Annotated in this window: 23 protein-coding genes; 6 read left to right on the forward strand and 17 right to left on the reverse strand. The window is 61.8% G+C overall.

The window, feature by feature from the left end; genetic code table 11:
- Positions 1–27: 27 nt before the first annotated feature.
- From ABFG95_RS06665 to ABFG95_RS06695, 7 genes are all read right to left on the reverse strand, one after another.
- A complete protein-coding gene (locus tag ABFG95_RS06665) occupies positions 28–225 on the reverse strand; it encodes a four-helix bundle copper-binding protein (protein WP_348995628.1) in 198 nt (65 codons plus the stop codon).
- 119 nt (positions 226–344) lie between these two features.
- A complete protein-coding gene (locus ABFG95_RS06670) occupies positions 345–791 on the reverse strand; it encodes a GrpB family protein (RefSeq protein WP_348995629.1) in 447 nt (148 codons plus the stop codon).
- A 42-nt stretch (positions 792–833) separates the two neighbouring features.
- Positions 834–1,784 carry a prolyl oligopeptidase family serine peptidase gene (locus tag ABFG95_RS06675; protein WP_348995630.1) on the reverse strand — a complete coding sequence of 317 codons (951 nt, stop codon included), beginning with the start codon at positions 1,782–1,784 and terminating at the stop codon, positions 834–836.
- 17 nt (positions 1,785–1,801) lie between these two features.
- A complete protein-coding gene (locus tag ABFG95_RS06680) occupies positions 1,802–2,218 on the reverse strand; it encodes a hypothetical protein (protein ID WP_063584346.1) in 417 nt (138 codons plus the stop codon).
- Between the two features lie 337 nt (positions 2,219–2,555).
- Positions 2,556–2,705: a hypothetical protein gene (locus ABFG95_RS06685; protein ID WP_167352796.1), complete on the reverse strand. Its 150-nt coding sequence runs from the start codon at positions 2,703–2,705 to the stop codon at positions 2,556–2,558.
- Positions 2,706–3,288: 583 nt separating this feature from the next.
- Positions 3,289–3,723: a DUF6196 family protein gene (locus tag ABFG95_RS06690; protein ID WP_068953158.1), complete on the reverse strand. Its 435-nt coding sequence runs from the start codon at positions 3,721–3,723 to the stop codon at positions 3,289–3,291.
- Between the two features lie 824 nt (positions 3,724–4,547).
- A complete protein-coding gene (locus ABFG95_RS06695) occupies positions 4,548–5,441 on the reverse strand; it encodes a manganese catalase family protein (protein ID WP_049077618.1) in 894 nt (297 codons plus the stop codon).
- On the opposite strand from ABFG95_RS06695, the gene ABFG95_RS06700 reads away from it, so the two are divergent.
- Positions 5,440–6,081, forward strand: a complete 642-nt coding sequence (locus tag ABFG95_RS06700; protein WP_175147116.1) for a GNAT family N-acetyltransferase — start codon at positions 5,440–5,442, stop codon at positions 6,079–6,081. The genes ABFG95_RS06695 and ABFG95_RS06700 overlap by 2 nt on opposite strands.
- Before the next feature lie 102 nt (positions 6,082–6,183).
- Here the strand turns inward: ABFG95_RS06700 and ABFG95_RS06705 are convergent, their stop codons facing one another.
- Positions 6,184–6,594: a hypothetical protein gene (locus ABFG95_RS06705; RefSeq protein WP_144419105.1), complete on the reverse strand. Its 411-nt coding sequence runs from the start codon at positions 6,592–6,594 to the stop codon at positions 6,184–6,186.
- Positions 6,595–6,947: 353 nt separating this feature from the next.
- The gene (locus tag ABFG95_RS06710) at positions 6,948–7,355 is read right to left on the reverse strand and encodes a hypothetical protein (RefSeq protein WP_049072795.1); all 408 of its coding nucleotides are present in this window, start codon (positions 7,353–7,355) and stop codon (positions 6,948–6,950) included.
- A gap of 525 nt (positions 7,356–7,880) precedes the next feature.
- On the opposite strand from ABFG95_RS06710, the gene ABFG95_RS06715 reads away from it, so the two are divergent.
- A complete protein-coding gene (locus ABFG95_RS06715; protein ID WP_348995631.1) occupies positions 7,881–8,036 on the forward strand; it encodes a hypothetical protein in 156 nt (51 codons plus the stop codon).
- Positions 8,037–8,074: 38 nt separating this feature from the next.
- Positions 8,075–8,767, forward strand: a complete 693-nt coding sequence (locus ABFG95_RS06720) for an SOS response-associated peptidase (protein ID WP_348995632.1) — start codon at positions 8,075–8,077, stop codon at positions 8,765–8,767.
- Here the strand turns inward: ABFG95_RS06720 and ABFG95_RS06725 are convergent.
- Positions 8,751–8,945: a hypothetical protein gene (locus ABFG95_RS06725; RefSeq protein ID WP_348995633.1), complete on the reverse strand. Its 195-nt coding sequence runs from the start codon at positions 8,943–8,945 to the stop codon at positions 8,751–8,753. The genes ABFG95_RS06720 and ABFG95_RS06725 overlap by 17 nt on opposite strands.
- 81 nt (positions 8,946–9,026) lie before the next feature.
- Between ABFG95_RS06725 and ABFG95_RS06730 the strand changes: the two genes are divergently transcribed.
- The 3 genes from ABFG95_RS06730 (at position 9,027) to ABFG95_RS06740 (ending at position 11,186) form a co-directional block, all read left to right on the forward strand.
- Positions 9,027–9,359, forward strand: a complete 333-nt coding sequence (locus tag ABFG95_RS06730; protein ID WP_348995634.1) for a hypothetical protein — start codon at positions 9,027–9,029, stop codon at positions 9,357–9,359.
- Positions 9,360–9,674: 315 nt separating this feature from the next.
- The gene (locus ABFG95_RS06735) at positions 9,675–10,241 is read left to right on the forward strand and encodes a hypothetical protein (RefSeq protein WP_348995635.1); all 567 of its coding nucleotides are present in this window, start codon (positions 9,675–9,677) and stop codon (positions 10,239–10,241) included.
- A 9-nt stretch (positions 10,242–10,250) separates the two neighbouring features.
- Positions 10,251–11,186: a hypothetical protein gene (locus ABFG95_RS06740; RefSeq protein ID WP_348995636.1), complete on the forward strand. Its 936-nt coding sequence runs from the start codon at positions 10,251–10,253 to the stop codon at positions 11,184–11,186.
- A 126-nt stretch (positions 11,187–11,312) separates the two neighbouring features.
- Here the strand turns inward: ABFG95_RS06740 and ABFG95_RS06745 are convergent, their stop codons facing one another.
- The 7 genes from ABFG95_RS06745 to ABFG95_RS06775 all read right to left on the reverse strand — a co-directional run bounded on the left by ABFG95_RS06745 (position 11,313) and on the right by ABFG95_RS06775 (position 18,334).
- A complete protein-coding gene (locus ABFG95_RS06745) occupies positions 11,313–11,714 on the reverse strand; it encodes a hypothetical protein (RefSeq protein ID WP_348995637.1) in 402 nt (133 codons plus the stop codon).
- Complete coding sequence (locus tag ABFG95_RS06750) at positions 11,711–12,202, reverse strand: hypothetical protein (protein ID WP_348995638.1); 492 nt, start codon at positions 12,200–12,202, stop codon at positions 11,711–11,713. The genes ABFG95_RS06745 and ABFG95_RS06750 overlap by 4 nt, the downstream gene beginning before the upstream one ends.
- 2 nt (positions 12,203–12,204) lie before the next feature.
- Complete coding sequence (locus ABFG95_RS06755) at positions 12,205–12,669, reverse strand: hypothetical protein (RefSeq protein ID WP_348995639.1); 465 nt, start codon at positions 12,667–12,669, stop codon at positions 12,205–12,207.
- A gap of 94 nt (positions 12,670–12,763) precedes the next feature.
- Entirely contained in the window at positions 12,764–13,468 is a 705-nt protein-coding gene (locus ABFG95_RS06760) for a hypothetical protein (protein ID WP_348995640.1), read from the reverse strand.
- A gap of 313 nt (positions 13,469–13,781) precedes the next feature.
- On the reverse strand, positions 13,782–16,955 hold the full coding sequence (locus tag ABFG95_RS06765) for a phage tail protein (RefSeq protein WP_348995641.1): 3,174 nt from the start codon (positions 16,953–16,955) through the stop codon (positions 13,782–13,784).
- Positions 16,952–17,557 (reverse strand): tail assembly protein, encoded by a 606-nt coding sequence (locus ABFG95_RS06770; protein WP_348995642.1) that lies wholly within the window; start codon positions 17,555–17,557, stop codon positions 16,952–16,954. The genes ABFG95_RS06765 and ABFG95_RS06770 overlap by 4 nt, the downstream gene beginning before the upstream one ends.
- A 3-nt stretch (positions 17,558–17,560) precedes the next feature.
- Positions 17,561–18,334 (reverse strand): C40 family peptidase, encoded by a 774-nt coding sequence (locus tag ABFG95_RS06775; RefSeq protein ID WP_348995643.1) that lies wholly within the window; start codon positions 18,332–18,334, stop codon positions 17,561–17,563.
- Between the last annotated feature and the right edge of the window lies 1 nt (position 18,335).

Here is an 18,335-nt window from a genome sequence, read left to right on the forward strand (position 1 = left end):
AGCTGAGTCGCCCCGCTGCCGAACACCTCATCCCCTCATGCGTTCACAGGCCTGTGCACACGCGCGGCAAGTGTCCGCGCATGCACGCATCCCCTCGATGGCGTCACAACTGGCCGCGCAGGCCCGGCATGCGGAGGCGCAGACATTACATACCTGCGCATGGTTTTCGGCGCCCAACAGCATCATGTGCGCCGATGTCCGACACATTTCCGCGCAAGCCATCATGCGGCGGAAATGGCCCGGCTCGACGTGTTGTCCTCCCGCCGCCGCAATCGGCCCATCCCGCCCTGTACAGCATCGCCGCGCCGTCGTCACCCCCTGAGCATGGGCGCTGATCGCAGGCGCTAGATGAAACCGGCCGCCCGGAACATGCGGTGGCGGATGTTCTCGGGACAGTCCGGCCCGAACACATGCAGGTTGACCCGGGGCGCGGCCCGTTGCAGGCAGCGGTGCTGATGCCACGAAGGCTCGCGGATCACCAGCACGTAGCCGATGGCCTCCAGCGCCGGCACATAGGCGGGCTCGTCGGCCGGATCGGCCAGCGCCACATCGATGTCCACCACCGGCTTGGCCGGCAGGCCCGGCACCGCCGTCGAGCCGACATGGTCGATGCGCAGCAGCGCCGCGCCGAGCGCGGCGCCGATATCCGCGGCCAGCCGCGCGTAAAGGGCCGGCCACTCGGGGTCGTACGGCGCGACCCGCACGGGCTCCGGCGCCGGCCTGCCGCGCACCCACGGATCCTCGTCCGGATCCGAGTCGTAGTGCCGCATGATGTCCTGGGGAGTGGGCATGGTCTGTCCTGATGAAGCCAGCCCGTATTGTAGAAAAGGCGCTCAGGGCGCGGGCGGCGGCAGCGCCCCGATCCACGCCGCCATGTCCGCCGCCACCTCGCCCATGCGCGGCGTGCCGTCGGGCTCGCGCAGGCCATGATCCAATCCGGGATAGGCGCGATACTCGATATTGCCGCGGCCGGCGCGCCGCAGCGCATCGACCATCCGCGCCACCGAGTCCGGCGACACCGACGTGTCCGCGCCTGCCTGGATCACCAGCAACGGCGTGCGCACCTGCTCCAGCAGCGCCCGCTGATCCAGCGCCAGCGCCTGGCGCCACCATTCGTGGCCATGATTGCTCGCGACCAGGTCGGACGACGGCGTCTCGCTCACGTAGCGGGCGAAGCCACGCAATCCCTCGATGGATTGCGCCTTCTCGGACGCTGGCGCATCGCCCGTCGCAATGCCGTGCAGCACGTCCTCCAGGAACCAGCGCCCGCCGCCATTGAAGGCGATGCTGGCATCCACCAGGCCGCCCCGGGCGGCCAGCAGGTTCGCCACCACCGCGCCTTCGCTGCCGCCCACGGCCACTACCCGGCGATACCCCTCCTGCCGGCGCAACAGGCCGATGACGGCCGCGTAATCGCGCACGCGCTGATCAAAGTTGTCGTGCCGCAGATATGCGGGCGGGCAGTCGGCCCTTTCGCTGCCGTCGTCGTCCCGGTACGGCAGGGAGACCTCGATGCCGTACTTGTCGACCGTGAGCAGGTCCGCGCCTGGCAGGGCATGCCGCAGGTACCGGTGGATGGCGCGATTGTGCGCCACGCTGTTGCAGTCGGAGCCCTGCGCCACCACCAGCAGGCTGTCGGCGGCCCGCGCCGGGTCGTGCCGCTGCAGGTAGTAGACGATGGCCGAACCATCCGGCCGCGGCAGGAGATACTGCCAGGTCGGTTGGGCCTGCGCGGGCAACCAGGCGAGCAGCGCGCAGAGGCTCGGCAACAGGGAGCGAAACATGGAATGCAGGGGAATGATTATCTCAGGCGGTCCAGGTGCCCGTCCGCCGTCCATCCGTTGCCGGTGACGCTGACCCGGAAATCATAAGTACGGCCGGCCACCACATCCAGGTCGAGATACTGGATCGGCTCGCCCACGTTCATCATCTGCAGGCCGACCCGGTGCGCTCCCGCGGGAACCTGCAATTCCAGCACGCGGTTGGAATCGAGACTGGCGATATAGCGGCCGTCCACATAGATGACCGCGTTGAGGGCGGAACCGGCAATGCCGCCGTCGCGCACGATACGCACCACGCCCTTGTCGGCGCCCGCCACCAGATAAGCGGGTTCCATCACCGTCGACGCCTTGGCGCGCGGCGCGGTTTCGATATCCACCGGTATCGAACCGCAACCAGCCAGCGCGACCACGATCATTCCCATCAACACCTTGCGCATCTTCCCTCCTGGTCCGTTTGCGCGCCGACTATACCGTAGTCAGGCGTGCAGACATTCACCAGGGCGCCCGCGCGGAGCCGGGTACGCCGGCCCGGCCCCCCTCCTGTTCAGACGGGATCGGCCACGAAGGCAGCGGCATGCGCCGCTAGCGGCCGGCGGCGATACCGATAATGGGAGCAACAGCGTTGCGGTGCTTGGTAAAGCACGCGGAGCGCGGACGGGAGCGGCGCGCCGGTGGCCACGAGGATGCGGCTTACGGCGCCCGTCATCGTCTAGGCTGACCGGCGGCGGACGCGGGGACTGGCGATGCCATGCCGCGCCAGCATTGCGCCAGCGGTCAGCAATTGCCCTTCTTGGCCTGGCCTGGCGGGCAGAATCCGCCGCCGCCACCCCGGTGCGGATCCACCACCACGGCGCCGTCTGGCGTGTACACCGCACAGCCGGCCAGCAAAGACGCCAGCACCGCCAAGGCACAGATGATTTTCATGGCAACCACTCAGGAATGAAGATGCGCGCAGTGTATGGCCCTTCCCTGAAACAAGGCCGTAGCGGTGGTTACGGGCTGTACACCGCGCGCAGCCATGGGCCGCCGCGCCGCGCATGCGAGGCGCGCCCGGCCGCCAACGAGGACGGGCCGCTGGGGCCGCCAGGGTCAGCGTCGACAGACCAACATCGCGAGGCCGACCATGCCTGCGAATGTGCCGCCAATGAAAAAAGCGGCACGTTCGGTGCGCGCCGAATCCAGTAAATACAAAATACACAGGAACGCGAGCAAGAATACGGCCGACACGCCCAATAGAAAGGGGCGCCAGTTTTTTCTTGCCGCGCTGATCATCTTGCTCAGGGCAAATCTATGTCTGCTCATGGGCGTCCGCGAGGAATAAAGGCCGGGCTTTTATTCTGCCAAATATTCCATCAACGGAAAAGACCATTCCACAGGCTCAACTAATAGATATTCTCATCATTGCGAGCGAACACTTGGAACGAGTCTCAAATCAAGACAATCCAGCCCAATCAAAGGGAATGCGTGAGCCGAACCGCACGGTCAGCGCGTGCGGCACATGGATTGATCAGCGCCCTTCGACCAGCCGCCGCACCTCGCCAAACACTTCTTCCGCGAGCCTCGCCGGCACCCCCCAGTAGTCGAATATGCCGCCATCCGAATGATTTTGCCCGCACGTGACAAATACGCCTGTGCCAAACCGATTCTTTAAATGCGTCGCCAGCCACCCCACGAAGCCGCTGTTGTCCGCGCCCGGCGGAAAATGGAATCGAAAGAGCCCGAATGGTTCTTCATGCGTCCCATCGCTGGGAATAAGCTGGCTCCACACATTGTCGTCCCGCACCAGCGCAAGCGCATCTTCGCGGACAGCCCCGGGAAAATCATCCAGAGGAAATTCAGTGAACGCATAGGTGCCCGGATATATGCGCAATCGCGCCTCGGTGATGACGCGTCGGAGGCGTTGCTCGGTCTGCTCGGAAGTTTCGCGGGAGATATTGACCATGGCTGTTCAAGACGTTGGATGGGTAATGGGCTAAAGCCCGGGTTTACCATGCACACCACTGCGTGCCATGGAAATCCCCCACGAGCCGTAAGTGAACCGGAATTAACCAGGCCCGTGCCAATCCTCCTTGCCAGATCTGGATATCGCCGCCCACACCCCACTCAAGAAAGCGACCGAATTCGACGCCCCCCCCGCCACGTCGCGGCCGAATGAAGATTCCAAGACGTTCAAACCCGCGCAGGACACGCCTCAGTAATGCCTGATCGCCGCGGACCGAAAAGCCACGGGTAGCGCATGGACGTCCACGCCGACCCGGAGTCACCCTGACGGCGCACCGGGCGACTTGCGCGTGCCGCTCGCGCTGGCCGGCCTCTTCCATGCCCGCCAGCGTGTTCTTGCGGCGGCAGGGCCCTGGAGGCGCTATCGAGCCCGGGCCCACGCGTCCCACCGAGGACGCGCCAACGCGGTCTGCAGTCATTCACATCTGGCCGACCTGGCACGGCATGCGCGGGGTGCGGGTCGATCGCCCCAATAGGACGGCCGCTCCCCAGGCGGCCGCCAAAGTTGAGATATTCAACGCGATTTTTCGAGCGGCGCATTGCTGTCCGGCTCAGGGGGCAGTCCAGCCTGTCGACGTTGCAGCGGCCCGCGACCGTACGCATCCTTGCCTTGCTCGCGTCTATGACCGCCGGCTGGGTAACCCGACCCCGTATCCGGGTCGGGATTGGCTGAATCCCGTCCGGGACGATCGACCTGCGGCTGACCGTTATGCCGTTCGCTCGTCGACTCTGCATGAAAGGGTGATTTGGACATGAGGCCTCCTCTTAATATTGATCGCGATCCGTCAGCATGCTGCCGTCGCCCAGCTCCGTGCCTGTCACCGGGTCGACGGCGGGATCCGATGCCGTACGGGCGACCATGGCTTGCAGCGCCTTCGTTTCATCCTCGGCAAGACCTACCGACGCCAGCCCGTCTCCATCAATGGCGCATTGCTCGTCGCGGTCGGAAACATAGTTGAAATGCTCATCGCTATTCCACGACCCGCGCGTATCGCCCTCTCCCTGCGACATGTTGAAGTAGACGTTGGCAAAGCGCGGATCGCCTGGCAGCTTTCCGGGCGGGAAGTTCGGCTCCATTGAATACAGCGCCTTCTCGAACGAGCGCTGATGCGACACTTCACGCGTCATCAGAAAGCCCAGCGCCTCCTTGACGCCGGGATCGTCAGTGGCATTGATCAGTCGCTCGTAGATGATCTTGGCCCGCGCCTCGGCGGCGATGTTCGAACGCAGATCCGCGGAGGGGTCTCCGATGGTATCGATATACCCGGCGTTCCAAAGCTGACCGCCGGAATTGACCAGCGCGGGCCCGCCACCGAAGAGCACTTGCGTCACATGTGAGTCATTGCCCGGCCCGTTCAAGCGCCGGTAGATATCGGCCTCCGATTCCGTGGCTTCTGCAAGCACGCCCTTGGCTCCCTTGTTAAGCATGGCCACCAACGTACCTATCACTTCGAGGTGACTCAGCTCCTCGGTGGCGATATCCAGCAGCATGTCCTTTCGCCCCGGATCGTCCTCCGCTAGCGCCTGAGTGAAATACCTACACGCCGCCGCCAGCTCTCCCTGGGGGCCGCCGAACTGCTCCAACAACAGGTTGGCCAGCCCGGGATTGGTCTGCGCGACGCGCACGGTGTACTGCAAGCGTTTGTTGTGAGCAAACATGGTCATCTCCCGTTTCGCCGGCCGTCATTGGCCGGTGGGATCCGCAAGCAATTGCCATGCCGAAGCGCGCAGGGATCCCCGCACCCGTTGCGGTACCCTACGGCTTGTCAATCGCCGTCCGAAGGGAACCTTGATGCGCTTTCGTCCTGCAAGTCTTTCAGACATCCCCCGCCTGGGGCAGCTCGCGCTCGCGTCGAAGGGGCATTGGGGTTACTCAGCGCGGCAACTGGAACAGTGGCGCGAAGATCTGACCCCGCGTGAATCCTGGCTTGACACGGGTCCCTTCGTCGTGGCCGAGAACGACGCCGGTGTGATCGGCTTTTACACGCTGGCGGCTGCCGGCAACGGCGCGTGGGCGCTGGAAAATCTGTGGCTCGACCCGAAATGGATTGGCCAGGGGTTTGGCCGCGCCTTGTTCGCCCATGCAGTGGAAACCGCTGGGCAACGCGGTGCGACGGTCTTGACGATCGACGCGGAACCTCATGCGGAAGCTTTCTACCTCGCACAGGGAGCGAGGCGGACAAAGATCATTCCCGCGCCAATAGACGGGGATCCTCACCGCATGAGGCCGCAACTGGAATTAGCGATGGGCCAGACGCCTGCCAATGCGGGAAACTCCCGCCGCTCCATGCTTAGCTAGTCCGCTCCAAGCCTCGCTGGCCCATGGCGCACCTTTGGCGCAGCGTTCCCTGTCCCAGATCCCGTGGCGCAAGTCTTCCCCCCAGCCTTGGCCGCTTGACGCTCAGCGGAGATTGGTGATCACGCTACTTGCGGTATCAAAGAGTTTTGCCTGGACCGCGTTAACGGCTTCCATTGCCTCTGCCAATTTGGCAGACATTTCCCGCAGACGCACACTCTCTTTTGTCTGCAGCGCAACCAACCTGTTGATTTCATCGTCAAGCTCCAACAACCGGCCTTGAGATGCCTGCGACAGTGAGACGTCGCCAACCAACGAGGCCTTTTCCTGCCCCAACAGGCGAAGCTGGTCGTTCAGCCCCTGGACGATGCCAGCTTGTTGCCGGACCTTATCCTGGAGCATCAGATATCGCTCCAGCCGCACCGCTGCTTCGAGATCGCGGGTCTGAACCTGGGTTGATGAAGCGCTCACGGCGAGAGCGGCAGGGCGCGCTTCTAGAGAGGGAGACATTGACATTAGGGGCATCCTTACGCGTCACGTCTCTGTGGGTGACGACCGCAAGCAAAAAGTTCCAGGCTTCAAGGACGAGCCGCACAGTGGTGTCCCAGGGTGGCCCTGTTCACGGCAGAGACTGGAGGCCCGCCGCCCCCCCAACCCGTCACCCGCAAGCGCAGGGGCGAAGGCCGCGGGAGCGAGGGCGCCGATGACCGCTGCGTCATGAGCAGAGCCTAGGGCGATGGAGTGGACCACGGGAAGCCGAACCCGCGCAGGCGGATGGGAAGGTCGCGGCCCTACCGCTCGGGCCAGGCAGCGGAAATGTAAAAACCCGCCAATGCACGTTTGGCGGGTTTTCCGGGAGATGCGGCCGACTAGAGGGTTGGCTTGGGTATCGGCGTGTCACCGGGAATCAGCTTGGCCCCCTTGGGCCTTTTCGGGCAGCCACCCGAGGAAAACCAGCGGGTGATGATGTGATCTTCCACGAGAAACCGCTGATCGCATCTGGAATACTCGGGAACGTAATTCCAAGTCGTGGAGTCGCTGGTATTCGTGACCCATGCATAGCCGTAGGAAACGATCTTGGCCCGGCCGTTAGACAGGACCTGGCTGGACTGCGGAGGTCCCCAGGACATGTATAGATCATCCTCCGACGCCCCAACCCACGAAGCCGTCACGTCGCTGGTCGTCTGATAGCGCTGGTTCATGACCAGGTTCGACAAGGGCGATCCGGCGCAACCTTGAAGCAATACCGCCGACAAAATCAGAGCTGCGTACTTCATTCGTCTCATCTCAATTCGTTCACCGCCAGGAGTCCCCGGATGTCGGCCGCGGCAAGGGCAAGGGTGCGGTCGCTTCAACCGGCTCCAGAACGAAGGCGACAAAGTGCTGCGGCCGGGAAGCCGGAATATAGCCGAAGGTCAAACCAGCTGCACAGCGTGATCTTGCCGCTGTTAACGTTCCGACGCCGGCCAGATTATTCTAATAATTGCCATGCCGGCGCCAACCAAACACGCGTAAATCATTGATTCCACGAAAATTCCTGGCGCGGCAGGAGGGGCTCGAACCCCCGACCCCGGGCTTAGAAGGCCCGTAAAGAAAGGAGATATCCACCTGATTTAATTGGTTTTTTTACGTGCTGCGTTAGAACCAACCTAGAGAACAGACTACGTGTTTATGCGGGTCTCCGGGCATCGGTTCTAACGCGAACTACCATGCGTGCAGCGGCACCAGCAACAGCCTGCGTGCAGTCCTACATGTCAATCCAGAGGTGCCGAAAGCGCCATGAGCGGCATAGACTGACCGCTATGGAAGCTTGGCCCTTCGACACCATCACCCCTCAGGACTGGGAAGCCCTGACGCCCGAAGAAAAAGCCATGTTGGAGGCACTGACCGCCGCCTATCTGGCCGAAATTGAGCGCAGGCGACACCTACCGGCCGCCCAACCTGATCCCGGCCGCTGATCCTATACTGACCCTTCCCCCCTGGTCAGGAGTGCGTCATGTGCGGTCGCATCGTCCAGAAGTCCGGGCCGCTCGATTACGTCGAGCGCATCTTTCCCAACCCTCGCCGGGTCTTCGATGACCCGGCCGGCCCCCGCTACAACATCCCGCCAGGGACGCGGCCCATGGCAATGCATCGGCTCGCGGGCGACTTCGAACTGGAGCGGCTGCCCTGGGGCTGGCGCCCCCACAATTCCAAGTACCTCATGTCAAACGCGAGACTGGACAAGATCCTCGCCAACGCTTGGCCGTGGAAGCTGCTGACGGCCCATGGACGTATCCTGGTGCCGGCGGATGGCTGGTACGAATGGAAGGCCCTCGGCGATGGAGCGAAGGTGCCCAAGCAGCCGTACTACATACACGCCGCCGACGGTGGCCCCCTGTTCTTTGCCGGCCTGAGCAACTGGCGGCCGGGCGCCGAGAAGGACGAGACCCACGGCTTCGCCATCGTGACCAATGACGCCGCGGGCGGCATGGTCGACGTACACGACCGCCGGCCGGTGGCGCTGCCTCCTGATCTGGCGCTGCAATGGATCGACCCCGACCTAACCGCCATGCAGGTGGTTCCACTGCTCTCTCAAGGACTGCCCGAAGCCGCCTTTACTTGGAATCCTGTGCGCCAGGAGGTGGGGAACTCTAAGTACCAACTACCCGACGCTATCGAACCTGTGCCACCTATGGCGTCGGCTTGACCTTGTCGTAGAGCGTGATCGCGGCAGCGAGGGATGGCTCCATACCGTGGCGTGTACCGTTCGCCGCCCAGACCTCGTACTGCCACCGGTTCTGCGCGAACACCCGGCAGATAGTCCAGCCACCAAGCCCCGCCCAGTAGTTCTCGTCCCTCTGCTGCCAGTCCGTCACGTCCGCCATGCTCCATCCCCTAACGGCCGAAATCGGGGCCTAATTGCACCAATCTCAGACCAAATTATACTGTACAAACATACAGTATTTTTGAGCAAGATCGTGCAATTCCAGTGCTGCGTCCTACGCACCCACCACCTCGGCGAACGCCGCCGCGACAACGATCCAGGCCAGCCCGTCGTGGGCACGGTCCGGATGTACTCCATGCTTCACAAAGGCCTGAATCGGCATGTTCCGCGCATGACTATGGACGCGCTGGCGAAGTTCGGCGCCACTGTGCCTAGCGCCATCCCCGATCTACTTGAACCTCAACTCCTGACCTTCGCGTCAGACCGCGGCATGATGGTCGTCGGCTTCGAAGAAATAGCAGGCGTGCGCTACTACCAAGGCTGGTGGATGCAATGGACCATTGAGCGAGCTTGACGCCACCACGAAGCCAATGGCCGTGATAGATTTATTACGCTCGCAACGCCCATGCCGGCCGCCGCAGCGCATTCGCCCCAGGCCCCTCACGGGTTGGGGCGTTTTCGTCTAAGCTGGCGCCAGGCTGCGGGATGATAAGGTGGGGCAGTGGGTGCGGTCGTAGAGCCGCTTCCAGGCCCCGCATAGACCTGTGACGCCGAACTTCGTGCAAGCACAGTATCCCGCTGTAACCAAACACGAAAATTGCATCTTTATGACTTGATACGGTAGCAGGCCACCTATGCTGCCGGCGATGATCGGAGAAGAGACTTAGCGATGATTCCAAGCTTCAACATTTCCGGTGTGCTCCCTCCCTTTACGGGTGACGTTCCGGGCAACCGCGCGCAGATGTCTCCCTATAAAAGCTCCGTTCTCGACTTGGCAGTTCATTTAGGTACGTCCCTAGAAAGAGTCGAGCTATTGCTGGGCCTCTTAGACTATCGAACAGCTTTAAAAAGGGCCGGGGTGTCATCCGGATTCCAATGGATCGACGGGAGTTTTGTCGAGAACGTTGAGGTCACGCGCGGCCGCGCACCCGCAGACGTCGACGTCGTGACGTTTGGCAGGTTGCCTGGAACTGCGCAAGATTTTTTGGGGAGCTATTCCCACTTGCTGGATCCGCGGCAAACTAAGCAGACGTTCAAATGCGACGCGTATTTCGTGGACTTGAGCAAGGATTCGACTAAACTTGTGGATGACACTCGGTATTGGTTCGGCTTGTTCTCGCATCAGAGGGAGACGAGCCTTTGGAAAGGAATGCTCCAGATCGGGCTGGACGAAGATGACCTCGACGCCACCCTACACCTCGAAGCGCAACGTGACGCGCTGCGTGCGGAAGCCTAGGAGACCTCGATGCTAAAGAATCTGGAAATTTCATCATTGAAAGCGGATCTGGCAAACGTGGAATCCTTGCTTGCTACTCGGCAGCAAGACGACGATCCCATTGGCTGGTACCAATTCTCCCAGCGAAAAAGCCAGCTGCAAGAAGCTATTCAGGCTCTAGCAGCGCAGGACTGCAATCACGCCGCGATCGCTCTCTATTTTGGGGGCAAGCCAGTTGTTGGTTCTCGCGGAATTGATGCCACCTTCGCTGGGCGTGCGATCGACACGTTTCAAGCTATCGTCGCCAAGCGCTACGCGACTGCTGCCGAAGGAAAGGTGCTAAAGGACCGCGGCCGGGTACCAAAGAAACCTGATGCGTCATTGCTTGTCACGGAGGTTGCTCGCGGTTCATTCGGTTTCGTCCTCGAAGAAGCCGCAAAAATTGAACAGGAGCAGCTTCTAGACACTCCTTTGAAGCGCTCAGTAGAAGAGGTCACCACCCTGATTCGTGACCTCGTGAAGAACGACATTGAGGACGCTGCTGAGTTTTTGGATGAGCGGATTCTCATCTCGCTTCGTGAGTTCTTTGCGTTGTTGGATGAATCCGGCGCTACGATGCGTATCGTTGAAGGAGACACGGACTTTCAACTTGATCGCGAAGACATCAGCATCGCCCGGGAAAAGACTGACACGCTGGCCCTGGAAGAGTCTCAGCGCTGGGAATACGGTGTTTTGTACATCACTCCTGATAGTCAACGATTCGAATTGGAGGTCGCCCCCCCGGGTCAAGTTGTAAAGGGCCGGGTAGATCGCGACCTGCTCGCTCGCCTGAGACTGAACCAAGACCAAGAGCTACGGAAATTTCTCGGCGCGAAAGTTCGAGCAAATTTGGCGGTCAAGGACGTGAGATCCGTAGGAAGACAGGTTCGCTCAACGTTCACCTTAATGGATATTCAGGCCACCTAGCAGGGCAATGCCACCTCCGGGTGGCTTTTTCATCTCGGCCACGCCTCAATCGTAGCCCGATGACGCGCCGCACACTGCCCATACTGCACCGCCAGCGCCATGTAGCTGCGCGCGAAGTCGTCCCAGCTATCGCTGGTCACCTCGGGCACCGACGGGCACGGCTGGGCCAGGTTGGCCGGCAGTATTGGCCAGGCGGCCGGCTTCGTTGATGTGCTGCAGCCGGCCAGCGTCAATACGACAGCCAGCAGGCAAAGGGCTTTGGACTTCAACACGGGTGTACCTCTCGATGACCTTGGGCTCAGCGGCGCGCAGCTCGGCTACGCTCGCCTCGAAGGTGGTGGCGATGCCGGCCAGCCGGCCGGTCTGGGCCTTGAATTCGTTCAGCTCGGCCATGGTGTGGTCCGCGTTGGCCTCGGCGATGCCGTCGTGGTAGCGGCTGGATCCGTACAGCGCCACGCCCGCGCCCAGCACCATCACCACCGCCGCGCCGCCGATCCAGGGCACCGCCATGCGCAGGAAAGGGTTCATGGCCGCACCTGCGCGACGGCCTGGCGGTAGAGATCCGGCCAACTATCCGGCTTGGGCTTGCCCGGCCGCCAGGTGCGCAGGTACAGCGACCACGCCGCGTCCGAGTCGCCAACGGCCGGCAGCGCATTCGGATCGGTCCAGAGCAGCAGGCGCGCCACGCCGGCCGCCAGCACGTCGTTGTACTCCAACGCCGCATAGATCGAGTCCGGGTCGCAAGCCACGCTGCGCGCCTTGCACAGCGCAGTCAGATGCCCCTTACTGGCGGCGTGCAGGAACACACCCCACACTCCACCGCGGCTCACGCGCGTCCCCTTTTCAAACTGCCAGAAGCCCCGCGCAGGGCCGCCGATTTGCTGGCGGTGCGTGAATCGACTTTCCTGCAGGCCGATTGCCAGCAGCATTGCACGCGCCGCCTGCGTATCCATGGCGGCCGGCAGCAGCGTCAGCGCAGGCGTGATCGCGCTTTCGCTGATCGTCTTGAGGTCCATGGTCATTCCTCCCCACCCCGACGGCACCAAGGAAGGCGCGCCATCAATTCATCAATCCAAGCCATCAGCCCAATCTCCTTAATGCGTGCCATCCAGCGCATGTACCCGCCTAGCACCCACCAAGCCGGCAGGCCAGCCAGCAACGAACAAGGCCCGAGCACGTACATCTTTGCGAGAAATTCGTCATCGCCGCCTATGTTGTGCGCCAGCCAGGCCAGCGACTCGGTAAGCGCTGGGAACCACGCCAGCACTGCCGCCGCCACGGCAGGGCCGAACGCAAATGAGCAAATCACCGTCGATACAGTGCGCACCACGAATTCCCGCCGCGTCCTGGGCGGCAGGATCAGCAGCCCCAGCAAGGCGGCTAGCGCCGCAAATGCACCGTGCGCCGCCGCAACTTTCAGCGCAGCAGCGGCGGCCGCGGCTCCAGCTCCCGCCCCCGCCGCTACCCCCGAACTTGGTTCCATGTCACTACTCCTTTGATGGGTTCGCATTGCTGCTCCCGTTGTATGTGCGAAAAAAAGCCCGCCGAGGCGGGCTGTGTACTGGAATGTGACGCTCTCAAGCGAAGGCGTCGGTAACATCAAAAATCAAGGGGTCGACCGAAGGCCCAATCCACTCTCCGTTGTGGGTTCCGACATACGGCGTGTAGTTGAATGCGAGGCCGGCAGTATTTCCCCAGGGGTACTCACCACTCTGTCCGCCTCTTGGCGCTCGTGTAACTAGTGTGGTGCCGTTCATTGACGCCGCCGAACACCCCGTCCACATTGGCGAGATTGATCCAACACCATAGACAGTGATGTTCAATCGGCTGTTGACGGGAATCGCCGCGTACGACCGCCCAGCTACGACCGCCCCTGGGCGTACCAGCTTGGCCGCGGGCTGCGCGCTGGAGAACGCCAGCTCGCCGCTCGGCGTGTACATGACCAAACCCGCGCCGCCAGCGACCATTACGCTTGGAGGGCCCAGATCAAAATACGAAACACTTATCTGTTTTTGCGTTGGGTCATTGCTGCAACCGCGGATGTACGCGTTGCCATTCACATCCTGAACACCTACGGCCGGGTACGGCCCCTGAAAGGCACGCAGTACGGCGCCAGGTGTCAACGGAACAACTCCGCTCGTCCAGTAAAGTGGATTTCGATACCTGTTCATAGCAACGATGCCAAGCGTGGCGGAACCGCTACCCAACACCACCAGTTGCCGGTATGCGCTGTCAAACGTCAGCACACCGGCCTCGTTGTACGTAACAAGCCTGGCCATCATGTCCTCGTATACACAATGATGCGGCTGGGGATGTACCAAGGGTTTCCCTTACCGAACCAATCGGGCCAACTCCACGAAACCGAGTTAGCGCCTGTAGTGGCATAGGCCACGAAAGGTATTCCAGTGATACCCCCATTAAAAGTTGGCCACAACGGCAACACGGCAGCCTGCAAAATGGCCCCTGAGATGTCGTAAGACTTCGTTCCGGGAACGCCATCTTTAGCGAGAAACGTATCTAGCAGAAGCCCGTGATAGCCGTTGGAATCGAACTGCAAACGCCCGCTGGGCGTCCATGATCTAAGACCGGCGGCCATCAGACATTGATCCCCATCGCGATTGCCAACTGGCCGTTCGGGTAGTAGATCTTCGTATCACCCGGCGTTTCCACACGCCTTCCTCCCGCCCCGGTGCCGTTGTTCTCCATGGTTCCATCCTTGCTCCATCTCCAGCCAGACACGCCCGGGACATAGTTGTTAGACTGGATGTACTCGCCGATCTTGGCGCTGGTGATGGTGCCGTCTTGGATGAACGCCGATCGGATAAACGTCTGTCCGTTCTGGATGACGAACGGCGCGGAGATCGCGCCATTTTCCAGATTGATGAGCGCCAGCCGATCCGCGAGAAACAGCACTTCGGTCTGCATGCCGTCCGGCGTTTTTTCCACCCCAACACCCATGCCAGCGCCGTAATACTTGCCGTCCTTCGTGACGCCGGCCTTAATGCCAATCATCGCGTCAAGATCGTTCTTGATTTCGAAGATCTCGGTAGCAGCACCGCCCCCTGATTCAATTTCCTTCACCAGCTCCGGGGCGAGCATGCCTTTCCCGATCTGGCCGCCTATCTGCCCCAGGATCGGATCAGCGTCCGAACTGGCTTGCCCCCGGACGCCTGCACCTGTCGGAAACCAATCTCCTGCCACGCCGTTCCTGTCGATAAGACGCGCCCAGAACCACAGCTCATTGCCTGCACTCAGCCCCATCAAGGTATGCGTGTTTTGCGGATAGGCGAACACGCCGAGGGGAATCGCGGCCTCAAAGCTGGAAGTCTGCGAGTAGTACAGCTCCGTCCGCTCGATGATCGAAGGCCCATGCGGCAATCCCCAGTTCAACTGGATACCAAACAGCAGACCGCGCGCCACCAGGCTAGTTACCACCGGCGGCGGCGCGATGATGCCGTCAAGCTGAACCAGCGAAGAAGTGGCCCAGATAGAGGCAACCTCTATCGCATTCAGCGCTCGCACGCGGAACGTGAATGCGCCGGCATAGATGTTCGGCACCTCCACCCGCGTATATCCGGTACGCGGCAAACTGATCCAATCGGAATTGTCACGGCGCCACTGCACTTCATAGGACACGGCACCGTCAGCAGCCTCCCATTCAAAGACTGCCGTGTGATTGGCGATACCTTGACTAAGGATGTAGTACGAATCGACTTTCAAGCCCACAGGCGGCACTTGCACGCCAGGCGGCGTTACCGAGATCGGCAGCCGGTCCAACCTGGTTCCGTGGTCAACGCTACTGAACTTACCGGCCTCATGCTGAACCGCCGAAACTTCAGCCTCCAATCCGCCTTTGCGCTCAATGCGCAGAACCCGGAACGTCTGCGCGGACAGCGCTTCAGATTCCAAGGTCCAAATGCATTCGGCTTCCGGCACCTCCGAAAATGGCGGCTGCACAACGATGTGCATAGCCGTGCCCGGCACACTCGCCATATCGGCGGTTAACCTGGTCGAATCAAAACTGCATTTCCCGCTGTCCAGCGTCAACGGCTCGCCCAGCGCCGACGAAACCAAACGGGTTTCGGATCGACCGCTGGGCAGGTTCACGGTTACACGGTCGCCGGCCCTAACGCCCAGCTCGGCATCGACTACGATCCACCGCGCGGTAGCCTCGCGGATGCGCCCACCGATCCGCCGGCCGGCCAGGTGCGGGTCAGCAATGCGAATGATGCTGCCGGGTTGAATATGGCAATGATCCAGGCCAATAGTGAACGTGACACCGCGCGTCTCAATCTGGGACGTAAGCAGCAACCATTTGCCGACGCGGTTGGCCTGTCCCCGCGACGTACAACCAAATGCCGTTACCTCAAGTTGGCTAATGCCATACCGGGCTATTCCCTCGCTGCTCTCGACGTACTCGACTTTCTGGCGCCCCATGTCCGACAGGTCGCACCACGAAACCAAGGCGCTTGTGTATCGGGTGTTGAGGGCAGACCCGGTATAGCTGAAATTTCCACCTATGACGTTGGCGGCAGTAAACGTATACACCGGGTCGCCCGGCATGTCCGCCACAGCAAACACCGTCGAATTCGCCCAATAAGCCATGCCGCGGAAGATCGATGCGAAGTCCTGCACCACCCGGTAGGCGTCGGCCGCTTGCTGAAGATAGGCATTGCACGCGAAACGCGGCTCTTTACCACCGAACCCATCATCCACCAGCTCGTCGCAATAACGACCAATCTCATACAGCCCCCACTTATCCAGCCAGCCCGCCGGGATGCGTTCGCCCAAGCCGTAGCGGTCATTGCTCACCAGGTCGAAGAACACCCAGGCGGGGTTGTTCGTCCATGTCAGCTTGAACGTGCCATCCCAGACGCCGGTATAGCTGCGGGTGTCCGGGTCGTAGTTCACGGGCACACGGATAATTCTCCCCTTCAAGTCATAGGCCCGCGTGGGGACGCTCTGAAACTGCGAAGCGTCCACTTTGAGCCCGACCACCGCCGACATGGGATAACGCAATTTAGCGTCGATGATTTCGGTTACTGCGTCCACCATCGTCCGGTCGGCAATCGTGCTGCTGGACGCATTGACGGTAAGCCGCCGAACGCGAATGCTCCAGCCTTGGCGCGCCCCCTGGGGCAGCTCGATACGATGCGATCGCGCATAGCGCTGCGTCGTCTTGCCATCGAATGCGCTGGCTATCACTTCTCGGTAGGCCGCGCCGTCGCGGCTTACATCAATCGCGTATTCGACGCGGTAGCCGCTGATATCTCCTGTCGATGTGTCGGCCTTACTCAGCCCCTCCACAGCCAGCGTCACCCGCACCGCCGACAACTGGCGATTGGTGAACAGATGCACCCAAGGCTGCGATGCCTTCAATTCTGTATTGATGCCGATGGTATTCTCAGAAGCCGGGAAGCCTGGCAACGGGTCTTGCCATTGCGTCCCAGGGCGAAAGTCCACTGACACGCCAGAAAAATTCAGCGTGCCGTCTTCATTGGCTACAGGGGTGCCGTTCAAGTACACGTCCCGCAACTCGCCACCCGGACCATGCGCGGGGCCGAAGATTTCGCCCTCGCTCACCAAATCAATGACACGCGCATAGGCGATGCTGTGAAGGCTGTCCAGCGACTCAGTGGGGGTATGGCCGCCGCCGCCGCCCTTTCCGCCCCCATGGCCGATAATTGGCGCAGCTCGACCCGCCCAGCGGCGGCCATAAAAAAAAGCACCCGAAGGTGCCTGCTGCTTTCTGCGATGCCGTTGCTTCATACCTGATCTTCCGAAAAAATCCCCGCCGAGATAACTGCGCTCCCGACGATCATCCGCCCATACAGAAGCGGGACCGGGTGGCCCTGCGCCGAGGTATTGACAGGCCCGTTAAAGTTGTACGAAGCGCCGTTTTCCGGCCTGTCCCTGACGCTCAACTGGCGTTGCTGGGGCGAAAGCATCTGGACCACACCGCCGAACGCCAGGGATGCGCCCATCGTGGCGGCATAGCCCGCCCACCCATTGGCAGCAAAGGCCGCCGAAAAACCGCCAGTTGCATACGCGGCAACAGCTATCAGCGCTACACCTAGCACTGTCTGAAAAAGCCCCGCCCGCTTGGCGCCCGTTGCCACAGGGGCAATGCGGATATCGTCATCCCCCGCAGGGTGCGAAAGCTCATCCTCTGGGATGTTCCTACGGCCGACGAAGCAGGCATAGGAGACGCCTTTACTAGCGCTGCATGCCATGGCAACTTGAAAGCCCGGAATCAGCACACAAAGCGCGCGGACGGCTTCCGCAGTGCTGCTAACTGCCAGCCGATGCATCCGGCCGAACTCCGCCCCCAGTCGACCATATAGCCGGATTGTTCGTAGTGTCTCGCTCATCTCTTACCCCTGATAGCGCAGCAGTAGGCGCGTGGCCTCGCGCCAGTAGCCGCCGTACACCACCCGCTCAGATAGTCGTCCGTATAAGTGGTGCAGCATCGCGTCAGGAACCGGCAACAGGCCAGGCGCTTCCTTGAGGCCTTCGGCACCCAGAAATACCCCTGCGTGGTTGGCGCGGTCCGAGCGAACCTGCATCAGAATCACGTCACCGGCCGTCATGTCCTCGCCGACCTGCAACGGGCGAAAGCCCGCCTCGGCGTAGTGGTCCATATACAAATCGCCCTGCCGTCCCGGCTCCCACCAGCCCTCTAACCGGGCAAAGTCGGGCAGCTCGATATTGCGCTCGCGCTTGTACCAATCGCGCACCAGGGAATAGCAGTCCAGCACGCCATGAGCAAACTGCCGCCCCACCAGCGGCGCCACGAAGCCGACCGGCGTAAAGCCCCGCACCTCGCCCGCGACTACTGCCCCCGCGTCGTCCTTGGACACCGCGACGATGTACCACGGGAGGCCCGTCGCCTCGCAGGCAACCCGGTCCGCCTCGCTCGGTGCCGGCGTCTCGTCCGGATGCGAATGCACAACCGCCACAACCCGGCCGGCGTCCTCGGCCGCCGCATAGTCGTCAGGCGCCAGTACGAAATGATCGGCGCTCGCCGCTGCATTACGGCACGGCATATAAACCTCGCGCCGCCCCACCATAACCACCAGGCCGCAGCACTCGCGCGGGTACTCGGCTACAGCATGGTCACGGATGGCCTGCATCGTTCGCTTGAGCATG

Origin of the sequence: Achromobacter sp. HNDS-1 (genome assembly GCF_040084795.1) — a bacterium.
Lineage (GTDB): Bacteria > Pseudomonadota > Gammaproteobacteria > Burkholderiales > Burkholderiaceae_B > Achromobacter > Achromobacter ruhlandii.

Bases quoted from the DNA above. Each gene is read 5' to 3' on its own strand.
- ABFG95_RS06665 (WP_348995628.1), bottom strand. From the start codon at position 225: ATGATGGCTTGCGCGGAAATGTGTCGGACATCGGCGCACATGATGCTG.
- ABFG95_RS06670 (WP_348995629.1), bottom strand. From the start codon at position 791: ATGCCCACTCCCCAGGACATCATGCGGCACTACGACTCGGATCCGGAC.
- ABFG95_RS06675 (WP_348995630.1), bottom strand. From the start codon at position 1,784: ATGTTTCGCTCCCTGTTGCCGAGCCTCTGCGCGCTGCTCGCCTGGTTG.
- ABFG95_RS06680 (WP_063584346.1), bottom strand. From the start codon at position 2,218: ATGCGCAAGGTGTTGATGGGAATGATCGTGGTCGCGCTGGCTGGTTGC.
- ABFG95_RS06685 (WP_167352796.1), bottom strand. From the start codon at position 2,705: ATGAAAATCATCTGTGCCTTGGCGGTGCTGGCGTCTTTGCTGGCCGGC.
- ABFG95_RS06690 (WP_068953158.1), bottom strand. From the start codon at position 3,723: ATGGTCAATATCTCCCGCGAAACTTCCGAGCAGACCGAGCAACGCCTC.
- ABFG95_RS06700 (WP_175147116.1), top strand. From the start codon at position 5,440: ATGGTCATCTCCCGTTTCGCCGGCCGTCATTGGCCGGTGGGATCCGCA.
- ABFG95_RS06695 (WP_049077618.1), bottom strand. From the start codon at position 5,441: ATGTTTGCTCACAACAAACGCTTGCAGTACACCGTGCGCGTCGCGCAG.
- ABFG95_RS06705 (WP_144419105.1), bottom strand. From the start codon at position 6,594: ATGTCAATGTCTCCCTCTCTAGAAGCGCGCCCTGCCGCTCTCGCCGTG.
- ABFG95_RS06710 (WP_049072795.1), bottom strand. From the start codon at position 7,355: ATGAAGTACGCAGCTCTGATTTTGTCGGCGGTATTGCTTCAAGGTTGC.
- ABFG95_RS06715 (WP_348995631.1), top strand. From the start codon at position 7,881: ATGGAAGCTTGGCCCTTCGACACCATCACCCCTCAGGACTGGGAAGCC.
- ABFG95_RS06720 (WP_348995632.1), top strand. From the start codon at position 8,075: ATGTGCGGTCGCATCGTCCAGAAGTCCGGGCCGCTCGATTACGTCGAG.
- ABFG95_RS06725 (WP_348995633.1), bottom strand. From the start codon at position 8,945: ATGGCGGACGTGACGGACTGGCAGCAGAGGGACGAGAACTACTGGGCG.
- ABFG95_RS06735 (WP_348995635.1), top strand. From the start codon at position 9,675: ATGATTCCAAGCTTCAACATTTCCGGTGTGCTCCCTCCCTTTACGGGT.
- ABFG95_RS06740 (WP_348995636.1), top strand. From the start codon at position 10,251: ATGCTAAAGAATCTGGAAATTTCATCATTGAAAGCGGATCTGGCAAAC.
- ABFG95_RS06745 (WP_348995637.1), bottom strand. From the start codon at position 11,714: ATGAACCCTTTCCTGCGCATGGCGGTGCCCTGGATCGGCGGCGCGGCG.
- ABFG95_RS06750 (WP_348995638.1), bottom strand. From the start codon at position 12,202: ATGGACCTCAAGACGATCAGCGAAAGCGCGATCACGCCTGCGCTGACG.
- ABFG95_RS06755 (WP_348995639.1), bottom strand. From the start codon at position 12,669: ATGGAACCAAGTTCGGGGGTAGCGGCGGGGGCGGGAGCTGGAGCCGCG.
- ABFG95_RS06760 (WP_348995640.1), bottom strand. From the start codon at position 13,468: ATGATGGCCAGGCTTGTTACGTACAACGAGGCCGGTGTGCTGACGTTT.
- ABFG95_RS06765 (WP_348995641.1), bottom strand. From the start codon at position 16,955: ATGAAGCAACGGCATCGCAGAAAGCAGCAGGCACCTTCGGGTGCTTTT.
- ABFG95_RS06770 (WP_348995642.1), bottom strand. From the start codon at position 17,557: ATGAGCGAGACACTACGAACAATCCGGCTATATGGTCGACTGGGGGCG.
- ABFG95_RS06775 (WP_348995643.1), bottom strand. From the start codon at position 18,334: ATGCTCAAGCGAACGATGCAGGCCATCCGTGACCATGCTGTAGCCGAG.